Here is a 15,110-nt window from a genome sequence, read left to right on the forward strand (position 1 = left end):
TATGAGACATTAATACAAATAACTGGTGTGAATAACCGGTTTTTGTATGAGTTTGACACCCTGCCTACCCACAGATTATCGATTCATAAAAAGATCCATCACTTCCTGTTTGTGAGTCCTGGATAACGGAAGTTTGGTCTCTCCTACCAGAACATATTGGCCATTAACAGCCTCTATCTTGAGCATATTTGCCGCATAGGATCTGTGAATCCTGATGAAATTGGAATCATTAAGTTCTTCTAAAAAGCTCTCCAGTGAGTTTCTTACGATGTACTTCTTCCTGAGGGTGTAAACTTCAAGGTAATTGTTATCAGACATGATATAGTAAATCTCTCTGGTCTTCAGTTTCACGGTCAAATCCCCATCCTTGAAGACGATAGTCCCTTCACTTTTCTGGTTTCTGGCTATAATTATCTCTATGGTGGTGTACAGGTCACTTTTGATAAAAGGCTTGAGTAAATAGGCCGCTGGAGAGGTCTGTGCGGCTTTTTTAATGGTTTTGGGGTCTGAATAGGATGTGAGATAGATAAACGGGATTTCGTATTCAGATTGAATCACCTCAGCAATATCAATTCCGGTTTTTGTTCGTCCCAAATTGATATCAAGGATCACCAGGTCAATAGCTTCTGATTTTGCCAGGTAGTCAATCGCTGTATCATGATCTTTGGCGATTCCCACCACCGAATACTTTAAATCCAGCAGCATCTCCCTGGTCATTTCCGCTATCATCAGTTCGTCCTCTACGATCAGTATGTTAAAATCTTTTTTCATTTCGGAATTACTATGTTGAATGTGGTCATGCCATTATTGATGTATTGCATTTGGGCGTCCATCTGACTCAGCAATATATTGATCAGCTTAAAACCAAAACCAGGAGATGTTTTGAAGTCAAAACCTTCACCAAACCCCAGACCACTATCGGAGTAGGTCAATTCAAAATGCTCCGACACCTGCCTTAGCTGCACGAAGATACTCCCCTCCTCCCCATTTGGAAAGGCATATTTGAATGAGTTGGTGATCATTTCATTAAGTATCAACCCAAGAAATACAGACAGCTTCACATCTACTTTGAAGTCGCTCACTGCCAGTTTAATTTTAATATTGGACCTATCCTGATCAAACATACTCTCCAACTCAAAAAACAGTTCTTTCAAAAAAATGTCAAAATCAACCTCGGAAGCATCCTGCACATCATACAAATTTTGATGAACCAGGGCCATGGACTGAATTCGTGCCTGACATTCATCGAGAATCAGCCTCACCTCCGCATCATTGGAAGCCCTGGCACGGAGGTACAACAAACTCTTCAGGAAGGTCAGGTTGTTTTTTACGCGATGATGCACCTCCTGCATCAGGATTTCCTTTTGTTCCAGCTGCCTGATGACATTGAGCTTTTCCACCTCAAGTTCCGCCGTGCGTTCATCCACCAGCTTCTGCAATTTGATTTTGGCCCGTTTCGCCTTGCCCTCCCGGTACACTATATACCCGATAATCAAAGCAATGATGATCGCTACGTACATCAGCTTTGCCCAACTGGTCTGATACCAAAATGGGAGAATCGTAAAGGCTAAGTGCAGTTCCTCGCTTCTTCTACCCTCACCTTCTGCGTATACGATCAGTTGATAATTCCCATACGGCAGCTCCTTAAACGAAATCACATTTGAACTCGCATGATTCCAGTTGCCACTTTTAGTCCCGTGTTGCAGGCGGTAAACAAGCTCAGACTGTTGTCCCCAAAAGATTTTGTTGAACACAAAATTGACCACCTTCTCCTGTTCGATCTGCAAATCACCCTGGTTCACTTCCTCTTCCTCGGCCAGCACTCTGTTGAGGGTAAGCTTGGGTCTGGTCTTTTCACTTTTTAGATAATAGGGATCAAAAGTTTTCAAACTCGTACCTCCACCAATAAGGATTCGTCCCTTACGGTCCCTGGTGATCATCCGGTTGCCAATGAGCTTGAGTCCATTTTCCTTTCCGTAAAACTTGTACTCCAACTTCTGTTGGTTCCTTTCCATGAGTAGGAGGCCTGATGCGGTTATGGCCATGAACACGCCTTTCTCGGTCTCCAAAATCTCCAGAATGGGAGTGCTCTCCGTTTCTTTGATCTGATAGATGGTGCTGTTACCCTGTACATCCACCACCTGCACCTTTCCGCTGGTGCAGAACCATTTATTGCCGTCCTCATCCTGAAAAACACAGGAAATTTGATCAGCAAGCAAACCATTGGCTACATTGAGGTGTGCATACTGATCGCCTCTGATGGCAATCACTCCGTCATTGAGCGACACGGCATAGATCATCTTGTCCCTGGTTTGTAGCACATTGACGAATTTCAAGTCTTTTAAACCGGCACCTGTGCTGAAATTGTAAAACTGACCATCACGAAAGCCATACAGGCGGTTGGCAAAGTTCCAGCCCCATATTCTCCCCGTTTCATCCATTTTGATCGAGTAAATGGTGGAGTCCAGTTGCTGATCCTCTTTCATTCTATAAGCGGTGAAGACACCTTCATTCAGTAAGGTCAGCCCCAGGGTTTCACTCGAAATCCAAACACTGTCCCCTGTTACCGCTCCGCTTGTGCTGTACCTGTCACTATTCAGGTACTCCACATAGCCCGCCTCCGATTCAGAAAACAACCCGCCTCCATTCATGAAATACCAGGAATTGCCATAGTCGTCCAGTTCAATTTGGAAGATACCGTGGTTGCTAATCAATTTATCCGTTGGCCGAAATGCCAATTCATCAATCCTGGAAATGCCATTACCGGGGTCCGCTACCCATATGTTCTCGAAAGAATCTGCCATAAGGGTGAAGGAAGCCTGACCATTTAGCCCTTGTGGTACGCCCATAAAATCAATCTCCCCATTTTTCTTAATCAGGAAGACTCCTTCGGCATAGTCTGGAAACCACAGGCCCTGTTCGTTCTGAGCAAAAGAATAGATATGATGTCGCTTCCGGTCATTCAGTACCACATTGAACAGGGAGTCATTTCTATGCTTCATCAACATTCCCCTAAACTGGCCGATCCACAACTCACCATCTACCTCCAGCATACTTCTTGGAGAATTCTCCACGCCCTCCCTTTTATACATGAAAAGGCTGTCATGTTGAATATACCCAAACCCGGAGTTGCCAAAGGCCATCCACAGCCGACCATCATCGGTCCTGATGGCGCTGCTCACGTGGGGAGTTGGCAACTCATCCTTGTACTGATAAAACTGCCCATCCTTCAAAATGAAAAGTCCCTGATAAACGGTAAAAATGAAGAACTCACCGGTGGCCTGGTACTCACTAAAACCCTGCAGGTGTGTCGGTCCGAAATCAATGTTCGGAACATATATTTTCTGATCCTGTATGTAGCAAATATTATTATCTGTGGCCACCCAAAGTTTCCCATTGGCATCAAACCACAGGCTTCTGATGCCCGTCAGCGGAAAGGTGGCATTGCCCCGGTAAACGCTTAACTCCCGTCCATTAAAAACCAAAAGTCCTTCCGATGAGCCCAGATAGATGAGCCCGTCTTTGTCCTCAGCAATGACCCTTATCTCATTGGTCAATAAACCATGCCCCTGATCCAGGTACTTAATATTGGAATTGGAGAGATCCTTGAACACCATGCCACTTGGTATAGCCATCCTCTGGTTCAATGTCAACGGATGCTCTTCAAAGCTCAACCGGCCGATGCGCTCAGGCACCAGGCTGGTGACGAACTCAGGCCGCTCATCCAGATAGTGCTCCTGGATCACAGGCGGCTCTGCATCCGGTGGGTGATTTTTCACCTGGGCAGGAAACTGATCTGTATAGGCCTGTATGCCCTTTACCTCAGGCAGAGGTTTCCATTCATACCTGACCTGAGAATACCCGATGAAGGGAAGAATGACGCAGGCAACTACCATCAAACAAACCATATGGAAATGGCTTATCCCGAAACGGAAAGCCCCGGTAAAGCATGAAATAGACCTGGTTAGCAGCATGTACCCTCTAAAATAAGGCAATCGTGTAACGCCCAAAAGTCTATTTGGAATTTTTCAAAATTTGATTTGTGATCCGTAATCATATCCGTTAATAGCAACCCAATCACTCTGGTGGGCTTTCTAATCATTTGCCAAAAAATAAATCACTCGACATGTAGCTATTTAGCTTCACGTTTATATATTTGTAGCCAAATAGCTACATAAAATCCAAATCAACTGTCATGAAACTAAGAAGAGACCCTTTCCAGGCCATTGCAGACCCTACAAGACGGGCCATATTGGTGTTGCTTGCCACCCAAACAATGACCGCCGGAGCTATTGCCAATAATTTCGAGGTAGCCCGACCTACGATTTCAAAGCACATTCTGGTCCTCAATGAGTGTGAACTCATCACCTCCAACCAGCAGGGACGGGAAATTTACTATACACTCAAAGTGGAAAAAATGAAAGAGATAGATCAATGGCTTGAGCAATTCCGTGCAATCTGGAAAGACCGATTCGATCAACTGGACAACTTATTATCAACAATTAAAAAATAGAAACATGAAAAACGCCCTTCAGTTTGACTTCCTTGTAGACAAGGAAAAGAACACCATTACTGTCAAGAGAGAATTCGCTGCCAACCGCCAGTTGGTCTGGGACTGCTACACCAAAAGTGAGTTATTGAACCAGTGGTTTGCACCCAAACCATTTACCACCAAAACCAAATCCATGGACTTTAGCGAAGGAGGGCACTGGCACTATGCCATGGTGGACCCTGAGGGTACTGAGTACTGGGGATGGACAGAATACACCAGGATCAAACCCATTGATTATTACGACACGCTGGATGCGTTCAGCGACAGTGCCGGTAACCTGAATACCGACCTTCCCAAGGCCACGTGGCATGTTCACTTTTCAGATAAGGGTGAAAATGCTTTGGTCGAAACCACTGTCACCTACCAATCTCTGGCTGATCTGGAAGCCGTGATCAACATGGGAATGAAGGAAGGACTGACTTCTACCCTCGAAAGACTTGATGACTTACTGCAAAAACTAAACAAATAGAACCATGAAAAGTAAAGCTCAATCGATCGCCGTATCAGGCCTATGGATTCACACGGTTTGCGTATTCACTGTTTTGGCGCTCACCTCCTTCGTTTGCGCTGGTCAGAAAACACCTGTGGGCAAGTATGCTGAAATCAATGGCCTGAAAATGTACTATGAGGTGTCCGGACAAGGTGACCCGCTCATAGTGCTTCATGGTGCATACATGGACATTCCGTCCATGGGTTCCATTATTCCCAAGCTCGCCGAAACCCACAAGGTTTATGCCCTGGAATTTCAGGGACACGGCAGAACCGCAGATATCGATCGACCCATCACCTATCAAAACCTGGCGGATGATGTAGCAGCACTGATGGAAACTTTGGACATTGATAGCGCCGATGTGTTTGGCTATTCAATGGGTTCGGCTGCAGGGTTACAACTCGCCATCCGCCACCCGGAGAAGGTGAAAAAGCTGGTTGCTGCTTCGGTGGCTTACGATTTTAAGGGTTGGCAACCCGCCTTTCAGGAGTTTGTACCACAAATGACAGTGGAGATGTTTCTCTCTATGCCCCACTTTCAGGAAGCTCGTCAGCAATCTCAAGATCCAGATCGCTTTCCCGAAGTGATCCGTAAGCTGATTGCCCTTGAAAAAGAACCTATGGCGTGGGAGGAACAGGTTAAAAGCCTCAAAACACCGGTACTCATCATTTCAGGAGACGCTGACGTGGCTACCCTTGAGCATACCGTGGCATTGTTCAGGCACCTGGGCGGTGGTGTAATGGGTGACATGGGGGTGCCACTGCCAGCTTCACGTCTGGCCATCATGCCCGCAACGGCACATACGGCTGTCATCTCCCAGCCGGAGATGCTACATGCTTTTATTGAACCCTTTTTACTGGGTGCGGTCCCGAAAGGAATGTTCGAACAAACCGATTACTGAAGGCCTCCCCCAAAAAACTCAAACGAAGACCCTATGATGGGTTGATATTAAAGGGCATGATCGTCACAAGCTGGCCACTTGTGACGATCGGGGCTCCTACACCTCCACTTCAGCCATTTTATTGTACTTGTTGCGGTACGCTATGGGTGTGAGTCCGGTGATCTTCTTGAACATGCTGCGAAAGGCCTTGGTGTCTGTATAGCCCACACCAAACATCACTTCATTGATGTTTTTCCGGCTGTTTTCAAACTGCCGCTTGGCCGCTTCTATTTTCACCCGATGTATGTACTCCTGCACGGTGTTGTTGGTGGCGAGCTTAAACCTCCGCTCGAAGCTTCGCCTCCCCACCGCCAGCATACTGGCCAGGTCATCCACCAGTATCCGATCCGCAATGTTCTTTTCTATAAAATCCTGCGCCATTTTGACGACCTCATCCGTATGGTTCTTTTGTCCCTTGAACATGGAGAAAGCGGCCTGACTGTCACGGTCTATGTCTACCGCAAAATACTTGGAAGCCAGAATGGCCGTTTCCCGGTCGGTGTATTTCTCCAGTAAATGCAAAAGCAAACACCAGTAGGAATTGGCACCACCGCTGGAGTAGATCCGGTGCTCCTCCGTAATCACACTGCCGTCCATCACCTCCACCTCCGGAAACAGTTCGCGGAATTCATTCTGAAAACCCCAATGGGTAGAGCACTTCTTCCCATCCAGCAGGCCCGTGGACGCCAGGAGAAAAGCCCCTACACAAAGTGAAGCCACCTCCGCCCCTTTTTCATATTGCTCGCTGACCCAGGGTATTAAGGTTTTGTTTTTGGCAATGGCCGCCTGCATGTCCCCAAAAAGCGCCGGGATCAATACCAGGTCTGTCTGATCTATGTCCTTTATCAGGCGGTCGGTGTGGATGGAGTATCGGCCATCATTGAGTTTAATTTCCTTTTTGGCACCTACCAGCTCCACCTGAAACAAAGGCTCCTTACCTGATGCGGCTAAAAATTGATTGGCGGCAGAAAACAAATACTGCGGGTCAGCTATGGCCTGCATGACGGAGGACTCGGGTACAAGAATGCTTACTGTTTTCATCATTTCAGAAAATTAACACACTTAGGAAGCGAATAAATTAAAGTTAAAAGTATTTGTCGCAAAACACCCCGATGCTGTCATTTTCCTACAGCCTGAGTCTGTGCGATATGGTTCATCTTTGTCAAAACAAAACATTAAAACCATGACAACTGAAACAAGAACCATTACGATTCAGACCAGTATCAAAGCCGCGATAGAAAAGGTATGGCAGCTGTGGAGTAACCCCGCAGACATCACGAAGTGGAGTACCCCCGCGCCCGACTGGCACACTACAAAGGCCGAAAACGACCTGCGCTCCGGCGGAAAATTTCTTTCCCGAATGGAGGCCAAAGACGGCAGCTTCGGTTTCGACTTTAGCGGTGTATATGACCAGGTAAAAACCCACAAGCAAATGGACTACACCCTGGACGATGGCCGGAAGGTACAGATCACCTTTGCGGTACAGGGAAGCGAAACCACCATCACCCAAACCTTTGAGCCGGAAAATGAAAATCCCATAGAAATGCAAAGAGAAGGCTGGCAAGCCATTCTGAACAATTTCAAACAATACGCAGAGGCCCAAAAGGGGTAACACCTATTTCTGTACCCTCAATCATTCAAAATAGTTAAAGATCATGTCTACAAAAGTAATTTTCAACATGAGCATGTCTCTGGATGGCTACATCACGGGACTCAATGACGACTCCAGCCAACTGCACAATTGGTATTTTGGTGGAGATACGGAGCTGACAGGGACACCCTTCAAAGTCTCTAAGGACAGTGCCGATCTGCTGGGCAAAGCCATGGCCTCTGTGGGAGCGATGGTCACCGGGCGAAGAACATTCGACATTTCCGAAGCATGGGGCGGACAGCCACCACTTGGGGTGCATCATTTTGTAGTGACCCACCAGCCGGTAGCCGAATGGTCAAAAGCGGGCTCGCCTTTTACCTTCGTCACCACCGGAATTGCAGATGCCATCAGCCTGGCCAAAGTCAGGGCCGGATCAAAGGCCGTTTGTATTAGCTCAGCCAGCATACTACGGCAGGCACTGAAGGACGGGCTGGTGGATGAGATACATATAGACCTGGTGCATGTCCTCCTTGGTGAGGGAAAGCCCCTGTTTGCCCATACCACACAACCAAAACTGGAATGTTTCAGATCCGTGAGTGGAACCGGAGTTACACACCTGGCCTTTACGGTGATCAGGTAAGGCTGACCGGCACCAAACCTACTGTGATGCATAATATGAGAAGATGATGGCTGTGATTGTTACTTACCTGACTTTTAGTGGCAACTGCCGCCAGGCAATGACCTTTTACCAACAGTGCCTCGGGGGACAATTGAAGTTTCAAACGGTAGCGGAGTCTCCCCTGTCGGAAGAGATGTCCGAGCCCATGAAAGCGTGCATCGTGCATGCCACACTTTCCAATGGCGTCATGAAGCTAATGGGTTCAGACATAGTGCCTGAGTCGGGTCTGGTAAAGGGCAATTCGGTATCTCTCTCACTCACCTGCACCAGTACCGGAGAGCTCAAAAGGCTCTACCGAAAGCTGTCGTCAGGTGGTACTGCCAGTCATCCCCCTCAGGAAACGCACTGGGGTGCGCTGTTTGGCGAACTCACAGATAAGTTTGGCAACCACTGGCTCCTGAGCTGCGCCCATCGTGCGGGTTCGGCAGCCGTCAATCATCACTATGGCTAAAAACAAGGAGTCCGGACGTGAAATTCCAGCCGGACCTGGATGATCAACCCCTTTACACTAACATCAAACCATTTAAAACCATGAAAAATAAAATCCTGTTTATCCTATCCCTGCTGTGCGGACTGCTGTTCGTCAACGCAGGACTCAACAAAATCTTCGACTATATACCCGTGCCAGACGATATGCCTGAGCAGGCGGTGAAAATGTTTATGGCCATGATGGAAATCACCTGGCTGATGCCACTGTTAGCGGCCTTTGAGATCATCGGTGGAATATTGTTTATTGTACCCAGATTCAGGGCCTTCGGAGCCCTGATGCTCACGCCCATTATGGTGGGAATTTTAGCTCACCACTTCACGCTGAATATGGGCCTGCCAGTCCCACTGATCATGGCCGCTGTGCTGATTTGGGTGATCATCGAAAACCGGAAAAAATACCTACCTCTGGTAAGGAACCACATGAATAGCTAGGCAGAAAACACTAAAAAGACCAAAACCATGACCAACACCAAATCCATTTCCAAAGGCCGACGCTGGACGGCCCGAATCATGAGCGGAATCGTCCTCCTGTTTATGCTGATGGACAGCATCATGAAATTCATCCAACCTCCTGTGGTGGTAGAAACCACGGTGGCCCTTGGCTTTGCCGAGGATCAGATTTATATTCTGGGCATTCTTGGCCTGCTCTCCACCCTCCTGTATGCCTTGCCAAAAACCTCCATTCTGGGAGCGGTATTGCTCACCGGCTACTGGGGTGGCGTCATTGCCACACATCTGCGACTGGATAATCCATTGTTTTCTCACCTCTTGTTTCCGGTCTATCTGGCCATACTCGCCTGGGGTGGACTCTGGCTGGTCAATGAGCAACTACGGGCGTTGTTTCCCTTCCGTGCCACACGGGTAAAACCAGACTGATTTTCTCATTTTCTTCGGGGCAATAAGTGAGGTGGTTCATTAAATTAGTAATCATTAAACAACCAGCAAAATGGAATTCAACCCCAACAACCACATTGTCAAACGCTGCATTCAGGGCATGGCCATGGAAGACAAAGGCCAGCCCGAAGAAGCCCGCCAGGTATTTCTACTGGCCTGGAACGAAGCCACCAACGACTTTGAAAAGTTTATCGCTGCTCACTATGTATCCCGGCATCAGCAAAGTGTCACCGACAGGCTAAAATGGCTGGAAACAACCCTGAGCTATGCCCTGAAGGTCAATGACGACACGGTGGCGAGTGTCTTTCCCGCATTATATGCCAGCATTGGCCAGTGCTACGAAGAGCTGGCTAAGCCGGATCAGGCCAAAAGAAACCGTGAATTGGCAGCTTCATTTCAGGCAAAACCCTCAGACAAAGGGCCCTTTTATCACGGCACGAAAGCAGACCTGCAAATAGGCGACTTGCTGGTAGCCGGGAAACTGTCTAACTACAAGACGGATCTCAAAATGAATCACATCTATTTCACCGCCCTGGCGAATAACGCGGGCCTGGCCGCCGCCCTGGCCAATGGAGAGGGACACGAACGTGTTTACATCGTGGAGCCGACCGGGGGATTCGAAAACGACCCGAATGTGACCGATAAGAAATTTCCGGGCAACCCCACACGCTCCTATCGCACGGAGGCACCGCTGAAGATCGTGGGTGAGGTGACGAACTGGGCAAGGCAATCACCGGAGGGCATCCAAAAGTGGCGCGAAAAACTGGACCGAAACAAAGGAGAAATTATTAACTGAGCGGTGGCCAGGTGCTGAACCTGACCCGCCAAAACGAACAACGAGCATGAGAAAAATAGTATTGGACCTGGCAGTAACCCTCGATGGATTCATCGAAGGGCCCAACGGGGAAATCGATTGGTGCATCCTGGACGATGACATGGACTTTGAAGGGTTCCTGGCAGGCATCGACACCATATTCTATGGCAGAGTAAGCTATGATGCCTGGGGCAACTTTCAGCCCGATGCCCAAGCCAGCCCGGCAGAACAATCACTTTGGCGGGAAGTCCATTCGAAAGAAAAAATTGTGTTTTCCAGGCAGAGCAGTCCCGATGAGCGGGCCACGTACATCAGCTCCGACCTGACTGAAAAGGTAGCAGAAATCAAAAAGCAGGAAGGTAAAGACATCTGGCTCTATGGGGGCGCCGGCCTCATCACCACGTTTATCCGGTACGGACTCATAGACCGCTACAGACTCTCTGTACATCCCGTAGCGCTGGGAAGTGGAAAGCCCCTGTTCGAAGACCTGAAAGCACGGCTGGGGTTAAAACTACTCCAGACCAAAACCTTCCGGTCCGGGGTGGTACAGCTGATTTACGAGCCTGCATAGCACACCGTCCCTCATTTTTGGTCATCAAAACACCCATCCCATATGAAAACATTCAGGAACATTCTTCTCACCGCCCTGCTGGTGGGCACGCTGGACCTCACGGCCGCTATCATACAGTTTAAGCTAACCGGTGGAGACAATCCCCTGCAGATCCTGCGGTTTATTGCCAGCGGGGTCTTTGGCAGTGCCGCATTTGGTGGCGGCCTCTCCATGGTGGTCTGGGGCTTGCTCCTGCACTACTTCATCGCTACGGGCTGGACTGCAGCCTATTTCGTGATCTACCCCCTGCTCTCCCAGTCCTCCTATCCCCTCCTGCCGGGTATGGTCTATGGGGTAGTCATTTGGCTGTGTATGAACCTGGTGGTAGTTCCCCTCAGCCATACACCGCCCCTGCCACCGGACCTCCTGCAGAATGTCACGGGCATCCTGATCCTCATCCTGTTTGTAGGGTTGCCCATATCCATCATCTTCCATCGGTCACGGGTGGGGTGACCGGGTTTTGGTATCGCCTGCTTCTTAATTAGTAATGCCTGACAGGTTTTGGAACCTTATCAATTCAGTGTAATTGCTCCTAAATCAGACGCACGATCCGGTTTTGGGTAGCTCGTTCTATTTGTCCGACTCTGCTCATGACGATTCTTGTTTGAAAAATTTATCGTCGTTCCAATTCGCTGGGTTGTTTTCTATATAATCATTGATACGTTGGTATTCTGCATCGTCGCGAATGATATGGTCGTGATACCGCGATTGCCATTTGAAATCAGGGTTAATTATTTTCGAATTTTTGGTTACCCCGATTTTGTAACCACGAACAATAGATGCCAAATTTTGTGATTGGGGGCCAAATTTATTTAAGGATGGCGTTTGGAATTGTCGGGATGTGCGCTGTGGTAGAGACGCAAAATTTTGCGTCTCTACGGATTCCTGATTCAATACACCGGGTTTGTCAATGATAATAATCCCATGGATATGATTGGGCATGACCACAAATGCCCCTAATTGCACAAATGGAAAATGGTTTGGTATTTCATACCAACACGATTGTGCATGCACACCCATTTCTGATAAAATCATTTGATCGCTAGCGATTTCACCGAAAAAATGCACCCGACCATGGGTGCAGATGGTGATAAAATAGGCGGCATTGCTGCCATAATCCCACCATGGTGCGCGGGCTGATGCAATGCGGTATTTGTTGTTGAATGTTTCCACGCTCCATCAGTTCTAGTTTATCAATAAATGCATCGGTAACAACTTGCCCAAAGGGAACTGTATAGTTCAGATTTTTTGATTGCCATTGGCTGTATTAGATTCTATTGAATTGAAATCTAAAATAACCAATTGCTGCGATATCCAATGATAGTATTGAGGTAAACGGTCATATTCAACCGTTGCACGGCTATCTTGAAACCCTACACGGTTATCTTCAAACGCTACATGGTTGTCTTGAACGGCTGCACGGTCATCTTGAAACACTGCACAGCCATATTGAAACACTGCACGGTCATCTTAAACGGCTGCACAGCCATCTTCAACCGCTGCACGGTCATCTTGAACCGCTGCACGGTCATCTTGAACGGCTGCATGGTTGTCTTGAATCTCTGCACGGCTATTTGAAACACTGCACGGCTACCTTGAAACACTGCACGGTTATCTTGAACGGCTGCACAGCCCTCTTAAACCACTCCACAGCTTGCCTTTCTCCATCAAAAAAAATCACCGGGACGTTATTTTTAAACAACAGGTATTTAATATAACGTTTCCGTGTATTATTTTTCTTATCATTTTTTACTTTTTATCCATCCATAATCCAATTAACTACCATGACCAGAAATCAAATCAACCGCCTGGAAATGTACCAGGCCACCAACTCCTACCTGGACAGCAATGCCGCCGTATGGAGTGCCATTCCCATTATCAATACCTACAAAACGGCCTTCGTGCAGACGATCCAGGGCATACAGGAAACGAGCCAGAAGCAGGAGTCTGCCCAGGTCTACCTCAGCACTTCGCTCCGCCAGCTGAAGCACCAAATCGCGCAGAAGATGGACATCCTGGACGACACGCTGGAGGCCTATGCGGCAGATACGGAAAACAGCGAGCTCCTGGCCCGGGCCGCCAACTCAGCCTCCGACTATTTCCGCCTATCCAACGAGGACTTTGAGATCAAAACCAAAAATGTGATAGACCTGCTGGACAGCAACCTGGCGGCTATGGCTGACTATAACATGTCCGAGGCGCAGATCGAAGAGGTCAAAACGACCTTCGGGCTTTTTCAGTACATGCGCAGTACGCCCCGCTCCTACCGCATCCAGTCCCGCACGGCTACCGCCGACCTGGTGTCGCTCTTTGAAGAAGGCGACAAACATCTCTCCCGGCTCGATAATGTGCTGAAACGATTTAAGCGTTCCGCCCCCTCCTTCTACACGGGCTACACCGCCGCCCGCACCATCGTAAACCACTAAGCTGGTAGCCTCCTCCGTACCTGACAGGTTTTGAAACCTGTCAGGTATGACTAAGAGGGTAAGGTCTGCACACTCCTGATGGTTATGAGCGGTGGTATTTTTATTTATTCCATTCTGTAGGTGCTTGTCCATATTCCCCATGCTTTGTCTCACCCTTCGACGGGGCTCAGGCTGCAAAGCAACACGTGCCGTTTCTTAGTTTACTCGGTGCTTCCCTCATATAATTCCTTCACTCTTTCAAAATCAGTCCTTTCTCCAATTTCATAAAAGTACTCCAATTGCCATTTCTGAGTACTCTCGGCTTGTTTATTGCTAGTCGTGTCCCAACCTGGATAAACCCGGAATGCTCTTTTCCCCTCTTTCCCGGCAGTTGAAAGAATTCCTTTTTTAATCAACTCGGATTTCGGAAAAACAAACTGCCCAAATTGATTTTCAGTCCTTACATTCACAATGAAAAAGTCTATTTGATCAGTGTCCTCAAAAGGTTCAATTGGTCCATTTCCTTTTCGCTTCCAAAATGTTACGAATTGTCCTGCTTTTTTAGGGGTCGTTTTAGCGTTTCTGCTTACAATATTGCGTCCATTGAGTTGAAACTGGCAAGCATCATATTCTTTACTTTCCGGATCCAACCGTAAGTTGGAAACCTCAAGGGCATTCTTATCGTAAATTTCTGCTTTAATTTGTTTCAGGTTCTTATCCATACCTCTCAATTACCTTCGTTTTTGGACTTGTTCAGAAGCGATTCTTTCATAACATTAAACCACACATATGCCACGGTAAGCGCCCACCGGCTAACGCACGAAAATAGTGAATCTGCTGCGTCTTGCCAGAGGGCACTACCCATGGCAAATTAAACCCATTCCTTCAACCATATCCTAGCTATTTATAACTAAAGAGAGCGTTTCCACCCTTCAGAGATTACTTGTTTCATATTGAAAATTCGCGATAAGCATTCCCCGTGCTTTGTCTCACCCTTCGACGGGGCTCAGGCTGACAAAGCAAACGCGCCGTTTCTATACGGAGTAGATGGCCTCCACTCTTTGGTGTCCCTCCGTTTTGACTTATCTTGGTACCGAGCTGCTCTCCTGGGTAAAAGCCATTCGCCACACGAGCCCTTTTAACCTCAAAACCATACGTAACAAATGATTCATCCACACAACCATACCGACTCCCTTATCCTGAATGCTGGTGAAGGCAGAACTTATCATTGCGGGGGTATGACTGCCGTATTCAAAGCCGACGAGAACGAAACCAACGAAAAATACAGCATTTCGGAATGGTGGCTGGAGCCAAAAGCCGACGGACCCGGTCCCCACCTGCATGAGGAGAATGACGAGGTGTTTTATGTCCTGGAGGGAACGGTCTCCATCTTAATAGGACAGGAATGGGCGCAGGCGGAGAAAGGTGCTTTTGTGAGAATCCCTGCCAGGACCCTTCACGATTTCAAAAATGAGACAGAAGCGAAAGCCGGGATGCTCAACTTTTTCATTCCCGGAGGCTTTGAGCGAAACATGCCCGCCGTTGTTCGCTGGTTTGCAGAAAATCCTTAAACTGGTTGGTGTATAAAGGATACCTGACGGGTCATTGAAATATCCCTCGAATCTCGATCTCAACGTCTGGTTAAA

Annotated in this window: 18 protein-coding genes; 13 read left to right on the forward strand and 5 right to left on the reverse strand. The window is 47.8% G+C overall.

Features of this window, described 5'->3' with window-relative positions:
* Nucleotides 1-75: 75 nt before the first annotated feature.
* A complete protein-coding gene (locus tag RIH33_RS11990; RefSeq protein ID WP_406653101.1) occupies nucleotides 76-771 on the reverse strand; it encodes a LytR/AlgR family response regulator transcription factor in 696 nt (231 codons plus the stop codon).
* Nucleotides 768-3,896, reverse strand: coding sequence for a sensor histidine kinase (locus RIH33_RS11995; protein WP_406653102.1), 3,129 nt, complete (start codon nucleotides 3,894-3,896; stop codon nucleotides 768-770). The genes RIH33_RS11990 and RIH33_RS11995 overlap by 4 nt, the downstream gene beginning before the upstream one ends.
* A gap of 299 nt (nucleotides 3,897-4,195) precedes the next feature.
* On the opposite strand from RIH33_RS11995, the gene RIH33_RS12000 reads away from it, so the two are divergent.
* Genes RIH33_RS12000 through RIH33_RS12010 form a run of 3 tightly spaced genes read left to right on the forward strand, consistent with a single transcriptional unit; the run spans nucleotide 4,196 to nucleotide 5,943 of the window.
* Nucleotides 4,196-4,513, forward strand: a complete 318-nt coding sequence (locus RIH33_RS12000) for a metalloregulator ArsR/SmtB family transcription factor (protein WP_406653103.1) — start codon at nucleotides 4,196-4,198, stop codon at nucleotides 4,511-4,513.
* A 4-nt stretch (nucleotides 4,514-4,517) separates the two neighbouring features.
* Nucleotides 4,518-5,021, forward strand: a complete 504-nt coding sequence (locus tag RIH33_RS12005) for an SRPBCC domain-containing protein (RefSeq protein ID WP_406653104.1) — start codon at nucleotides 4,518-4,520, stop codon at nucleotides 5,019-5,021.
* Between the two features lie 4 nt (nucleotides 5,022-5,025).
* Nucleotides 5,026-5,943 (forward strand): alpha/beta fold hydrolase, encoded by a 918-nt coding sequence (locus RIH33_RS12010; RefSeq protein WP_406653105.1) that lies wholly within the window; start codon nucleotides 5,026-5,028, stop codon nucleotides 5,941-5,943.
* Nucleotides 5,944-6,039: 96 nt separating this feature from the next.
* Here RIH33_RS12010 and RIH33_RS12015 read toward each other — a convergent pair whose 3' ends face one another.
* Entirely contained in the window at nucleotides 6,040-7,023 is a 984-nt protein-coding gene (locus tag RIH33_RS12015) for a GlxA family transcriptional regulator (protein WP_406653196.1), read from the reverse strand.
* Between the two features lie 142 nt (nucleotides 7,024-7,165).
* Here RIH33_RS12015 and RIH33_RS12020 point away from each other — a divergent pair, with 142 nt between their 5' ends.
* From RIH33_RS12020 to RIH33_RS12055, 8 genes are all read left to right on the forward strand, one after another.
* Nucleotides 7,166-7,594, forward strand: a complete 429-nt coding sequence (locus RIH33_RS12020) for an SRPBCC family protein (RefSeq protein WP_406653107.1) — start codon at nucleotides 7,166-7,168, stop codon at nucleotides 7,592-7,594.
* Nucleotides 7,595-7,637: 43 nt separating this feature from the next.
* Nucleotides 7,638-8,213, forward strand: coding sequence for a dihydrofolate reductase family protein (locus RIH33_RS12025; RefSeq protein ID WP_406653109.1), 576 nt, complete (start codon nucleotides 7,638-7,640; stop codon nucleotides 8,211-8,213).
* Nucleotides 8,214-8,256: 43 nt separating this feature from the next.
* A complete protein-coding gene (locus RIH33_RS12030) occupies nucleotides 8,257-8,703 on the forward strand; it encodes a VOC family protein (RefSeq protein ID WP_406653111.1) in 447 nt (148 codons plus the stop codon).
* An 80-nt stretch (nucleotides 8,704-8,783) separates the two neighbouring features.
* The gene (locus RIH33_RS12035) at nucleotides 8,784-9,173 is read left to right on the forward strand and encodes a DoxX family protein (RefSeq protein WP_406653112.1); all 390 of its coding nucleotides are present in this window, start codon (nucleotides 8,784-8,786) and stop codon (nucleotides 9,171-9,173) included.
* Nucleotides 9,174-9,200: 27 nt separating this feature from the next.
* On the forward strand, nucleotides 9,201-9,617 hold the full coding sequence (locus tag RIH33_RS12040) for a DoxX family protein (RefSeq protein WP_406653114.1): 417 nt from the start codon (nucleotides 9,201-9,203) through the stop codon (nucleotides 9,615-9,617).
* 400 nt (nucleotides 9,618-10,017) lie between these two features.
* Nucleotides 10,018-10,431 (forward strand): NAD(+)--rifampin ADP-ribosyltransferase, encoded by a 414-nt coding sequence (gene arr / locus RIH33_RS12045; RefSeq protein ID WP_406653198.1) that lies wholly within the window; start codon nucleotides 10,018-10,020, stop codon nucleotides 10,429-10,431.
* Between the two features lie 46 nt (nucleotides 10,432-10,477).
* Nucleotides 10,478-11,020 (forward strand): dihydrofolate reductase family protein, encoded by a 543-nt coding sequence (locus RIH33_RS12050; RefSeq protein WP_406653116.1) that lies wholly within the window; start codon nucleotides 10,478-10,480, stop codon nucleotides 11,018-11,020.
* 42 nt (nucleotides 11,021-11,062) lie between these two features.
* Nucleotides 11,063-11,512, forward strand: coding sequence for a DUF1440 domain-containing protein (locus RIH33_RS12055; protein ID WP_406653118.1), 450 nt, complete (start codon nucleotides 11,063-11,065; stop codon nucleotides 11,510-11,512).
* Nucleotides 11,513-11,647: 135 nt separating this feature from the next.
* Here the strand turns inward: RIH33_RS12055 and RIH33_RS12060 are convergent, their stop codons facing one another.
* A complete protein-coding gene (locus RIH33_RS12060) occupies nucleotides 11,648-12,232 on the reverse strand; it encodes a transposase (protein ID WP_406653119.1) in 585 nt (194 codons plus the stop codon).
* 611 nt (nucleotides 12,233-12,843) lie between these two features.
* On the opposite strand from RIH33_RS12060, the gene RIH33_RS12065 reads away from it, so the two are divergent.
* Nucleotides 12,844-13,485 carry a hypothetical protein gene (locus RIH33_RS12065; protein ID WP_406653121.1) on the forward strand — a complete coding sequence of 214 codons (642 nt, stop codon included), beginning with the start codon at nucleotides 12,844-12,846 and terminating at the stop codon, nucleotides 13,483-13,485.
* 200 nt (nucleotides 13,486-13,685) lie between these two features.
* Here the strand turns inward: RIH33_RS12065 and RIH33_RS12070 are convergent, their stop codons facing one another.
* Nucleotides 13,686-14,186 carry a MepB family protein gene (locus RIH33_RS12070; RefSeq protein WP_406653122.1) on the reverse strand — a complete coding sequence of 167 codons (501 nt, stop codon included), beginning with the start codon at nucleotides 14,184-14,186 and terminating at the stop codon, nucleotides 13,686-13,688.
* Nucleotides 14,187-14,627: 441 nt separating this feature from the next.
* Between RIH33_RS12070 and RIH33_RS12075 the strand changes: the two genes are divergently transcribed.
* Nucleotides 14,628-15,035: a cupin domain-containing protein gene (locus RIH33_RS12075; RefSeq protein WP_406653124.1), complete on the forward strand. Its 408-nt coding sequence runs from the start codon at nucleotides 14,628-14,630 to the stop codon at nucleotides 15,033-15,035.
* The last annotated feature ends 75 nt before the right edge of the window (nucleotides 15,036-15,110 follow it).

This window comes from Marinoscillum sp., assembly GCF_040222955.1.
Lineage (GTDB): Bacteria > Bacteroidota > Bacteroidia > Cytophagales > Cyclobacteriaceae > Marinoscillum.

Bases quoted from the DNA above. Each gene is read 5' to 3' on its own strand.
- RIH33_RS11990 (WP_406653101.1), bottom strand. From the start codon at position 771: ATGAAAAAAGATTTTAACATACTGATCGTAGAGGACGAACTGATGATA.
- RIH33_RS11995 (WP_406653102.1), bottom strand. From the start codon at position 3,896: ATGGTAGTTGCCTGCGTCATTCTTCCCTTCATCGGGTATTCTCAGGTC.
- RIH33_RS12000 (WP_406653103.1), top strand. From the start codon at position 4,196: ATGAAACTAAGAAGAGACCCTTTCCAGGCCATTGCAGACCCTACAAGA.
- RIH33_RS12005 (WP_406653104.1), top strand. From the start codon at position 4,518: ATGAAAAACGCCCTTCAGTTTGACTTCCTTGTAGACAAGGAAAAGAAC.
- RIH33_RS12010 (WP_406653105.1), top strand. From the start codon at position 5,026: ATGAAAAGTAAAGCTCAATCGATCGCCGTATCAGGCCTATGGATTCAC.
- RIH33_RS12015 (WP_406653196.1), bottom strand. From the start codon at position 7,023: ATGAAAACAGTAAGCATTCTTGTACCCGAGTCCTCCGTCATGCAGGCC.
- RIH33_RS12020 (WP_406653107.1), top strand. From the start codon at position 7,166: ATGACAACTGAAACAAGAACCATTACGATTCAGACCAGTATCAAAGCC.
- RIH33_RS12025 (WP_406653109.1), top strand. From the start codon at position 7,638: ATGTCTACAAAAGTAATTTTCAACATGAGCATGTCTCTGGATGGCTAC.
- RIH33_RS12030 (WP_406653111.1), top strand. From the start codon at position 8,257: ATGATGGCTGTGATTGTTACTTACCTGACTTTTAGTGGCAACTGCCGC.
- RIH33_RS12035 (WP_406653112.1), top strand. From the start codon at position 8,784: ATGAAAAATAAAATCCTGTTTATCCTATCCCTGCTGTGCGGACTGCTG.
- RIH33_RS12040 (WP_406653114.1), top strand. From the start codon at position 9,201: ATGACCAACACCAAATCCATTTCCAAAGGCCGACGCTGGACGGCCCGA.
- RIH33_RS12050 (WP_406653116.1), top strand. From the start codon at position 10,478: ATGAGAAAAATAGTATTGGACCTGGCAGTAACCCTCGATGGATTCATC.
- RIH33_RS12055 (WP_406653118.1), top strand. From the start codon at position 11,063: ATGAAAACATTCAGGAACATTCTTCTCACCGCCCTGCTGGTGGGCACG.
- RIH33_RS12065 (WP_406653121.1), top strand. From the start codon at position 12,844: ATGACCAGAAATCAAATCAACCGCCTGGAAATGTACCAGGCCACCAAC.
- RIH33_RS12070 (WP_406653122.1), bottom strand. From the start codon at position 14,186: ATGGATAAGAACCTGAAACAAATTAAAGCAGAAATTTACGATAAGAAT.
- RIH33_RS12075 (WP_406653124.1), top strand. From the start codon at position 14,628: ATGATTCATCCACACAACCATACCGACTCCCTTATCCTGAATGCTGGT.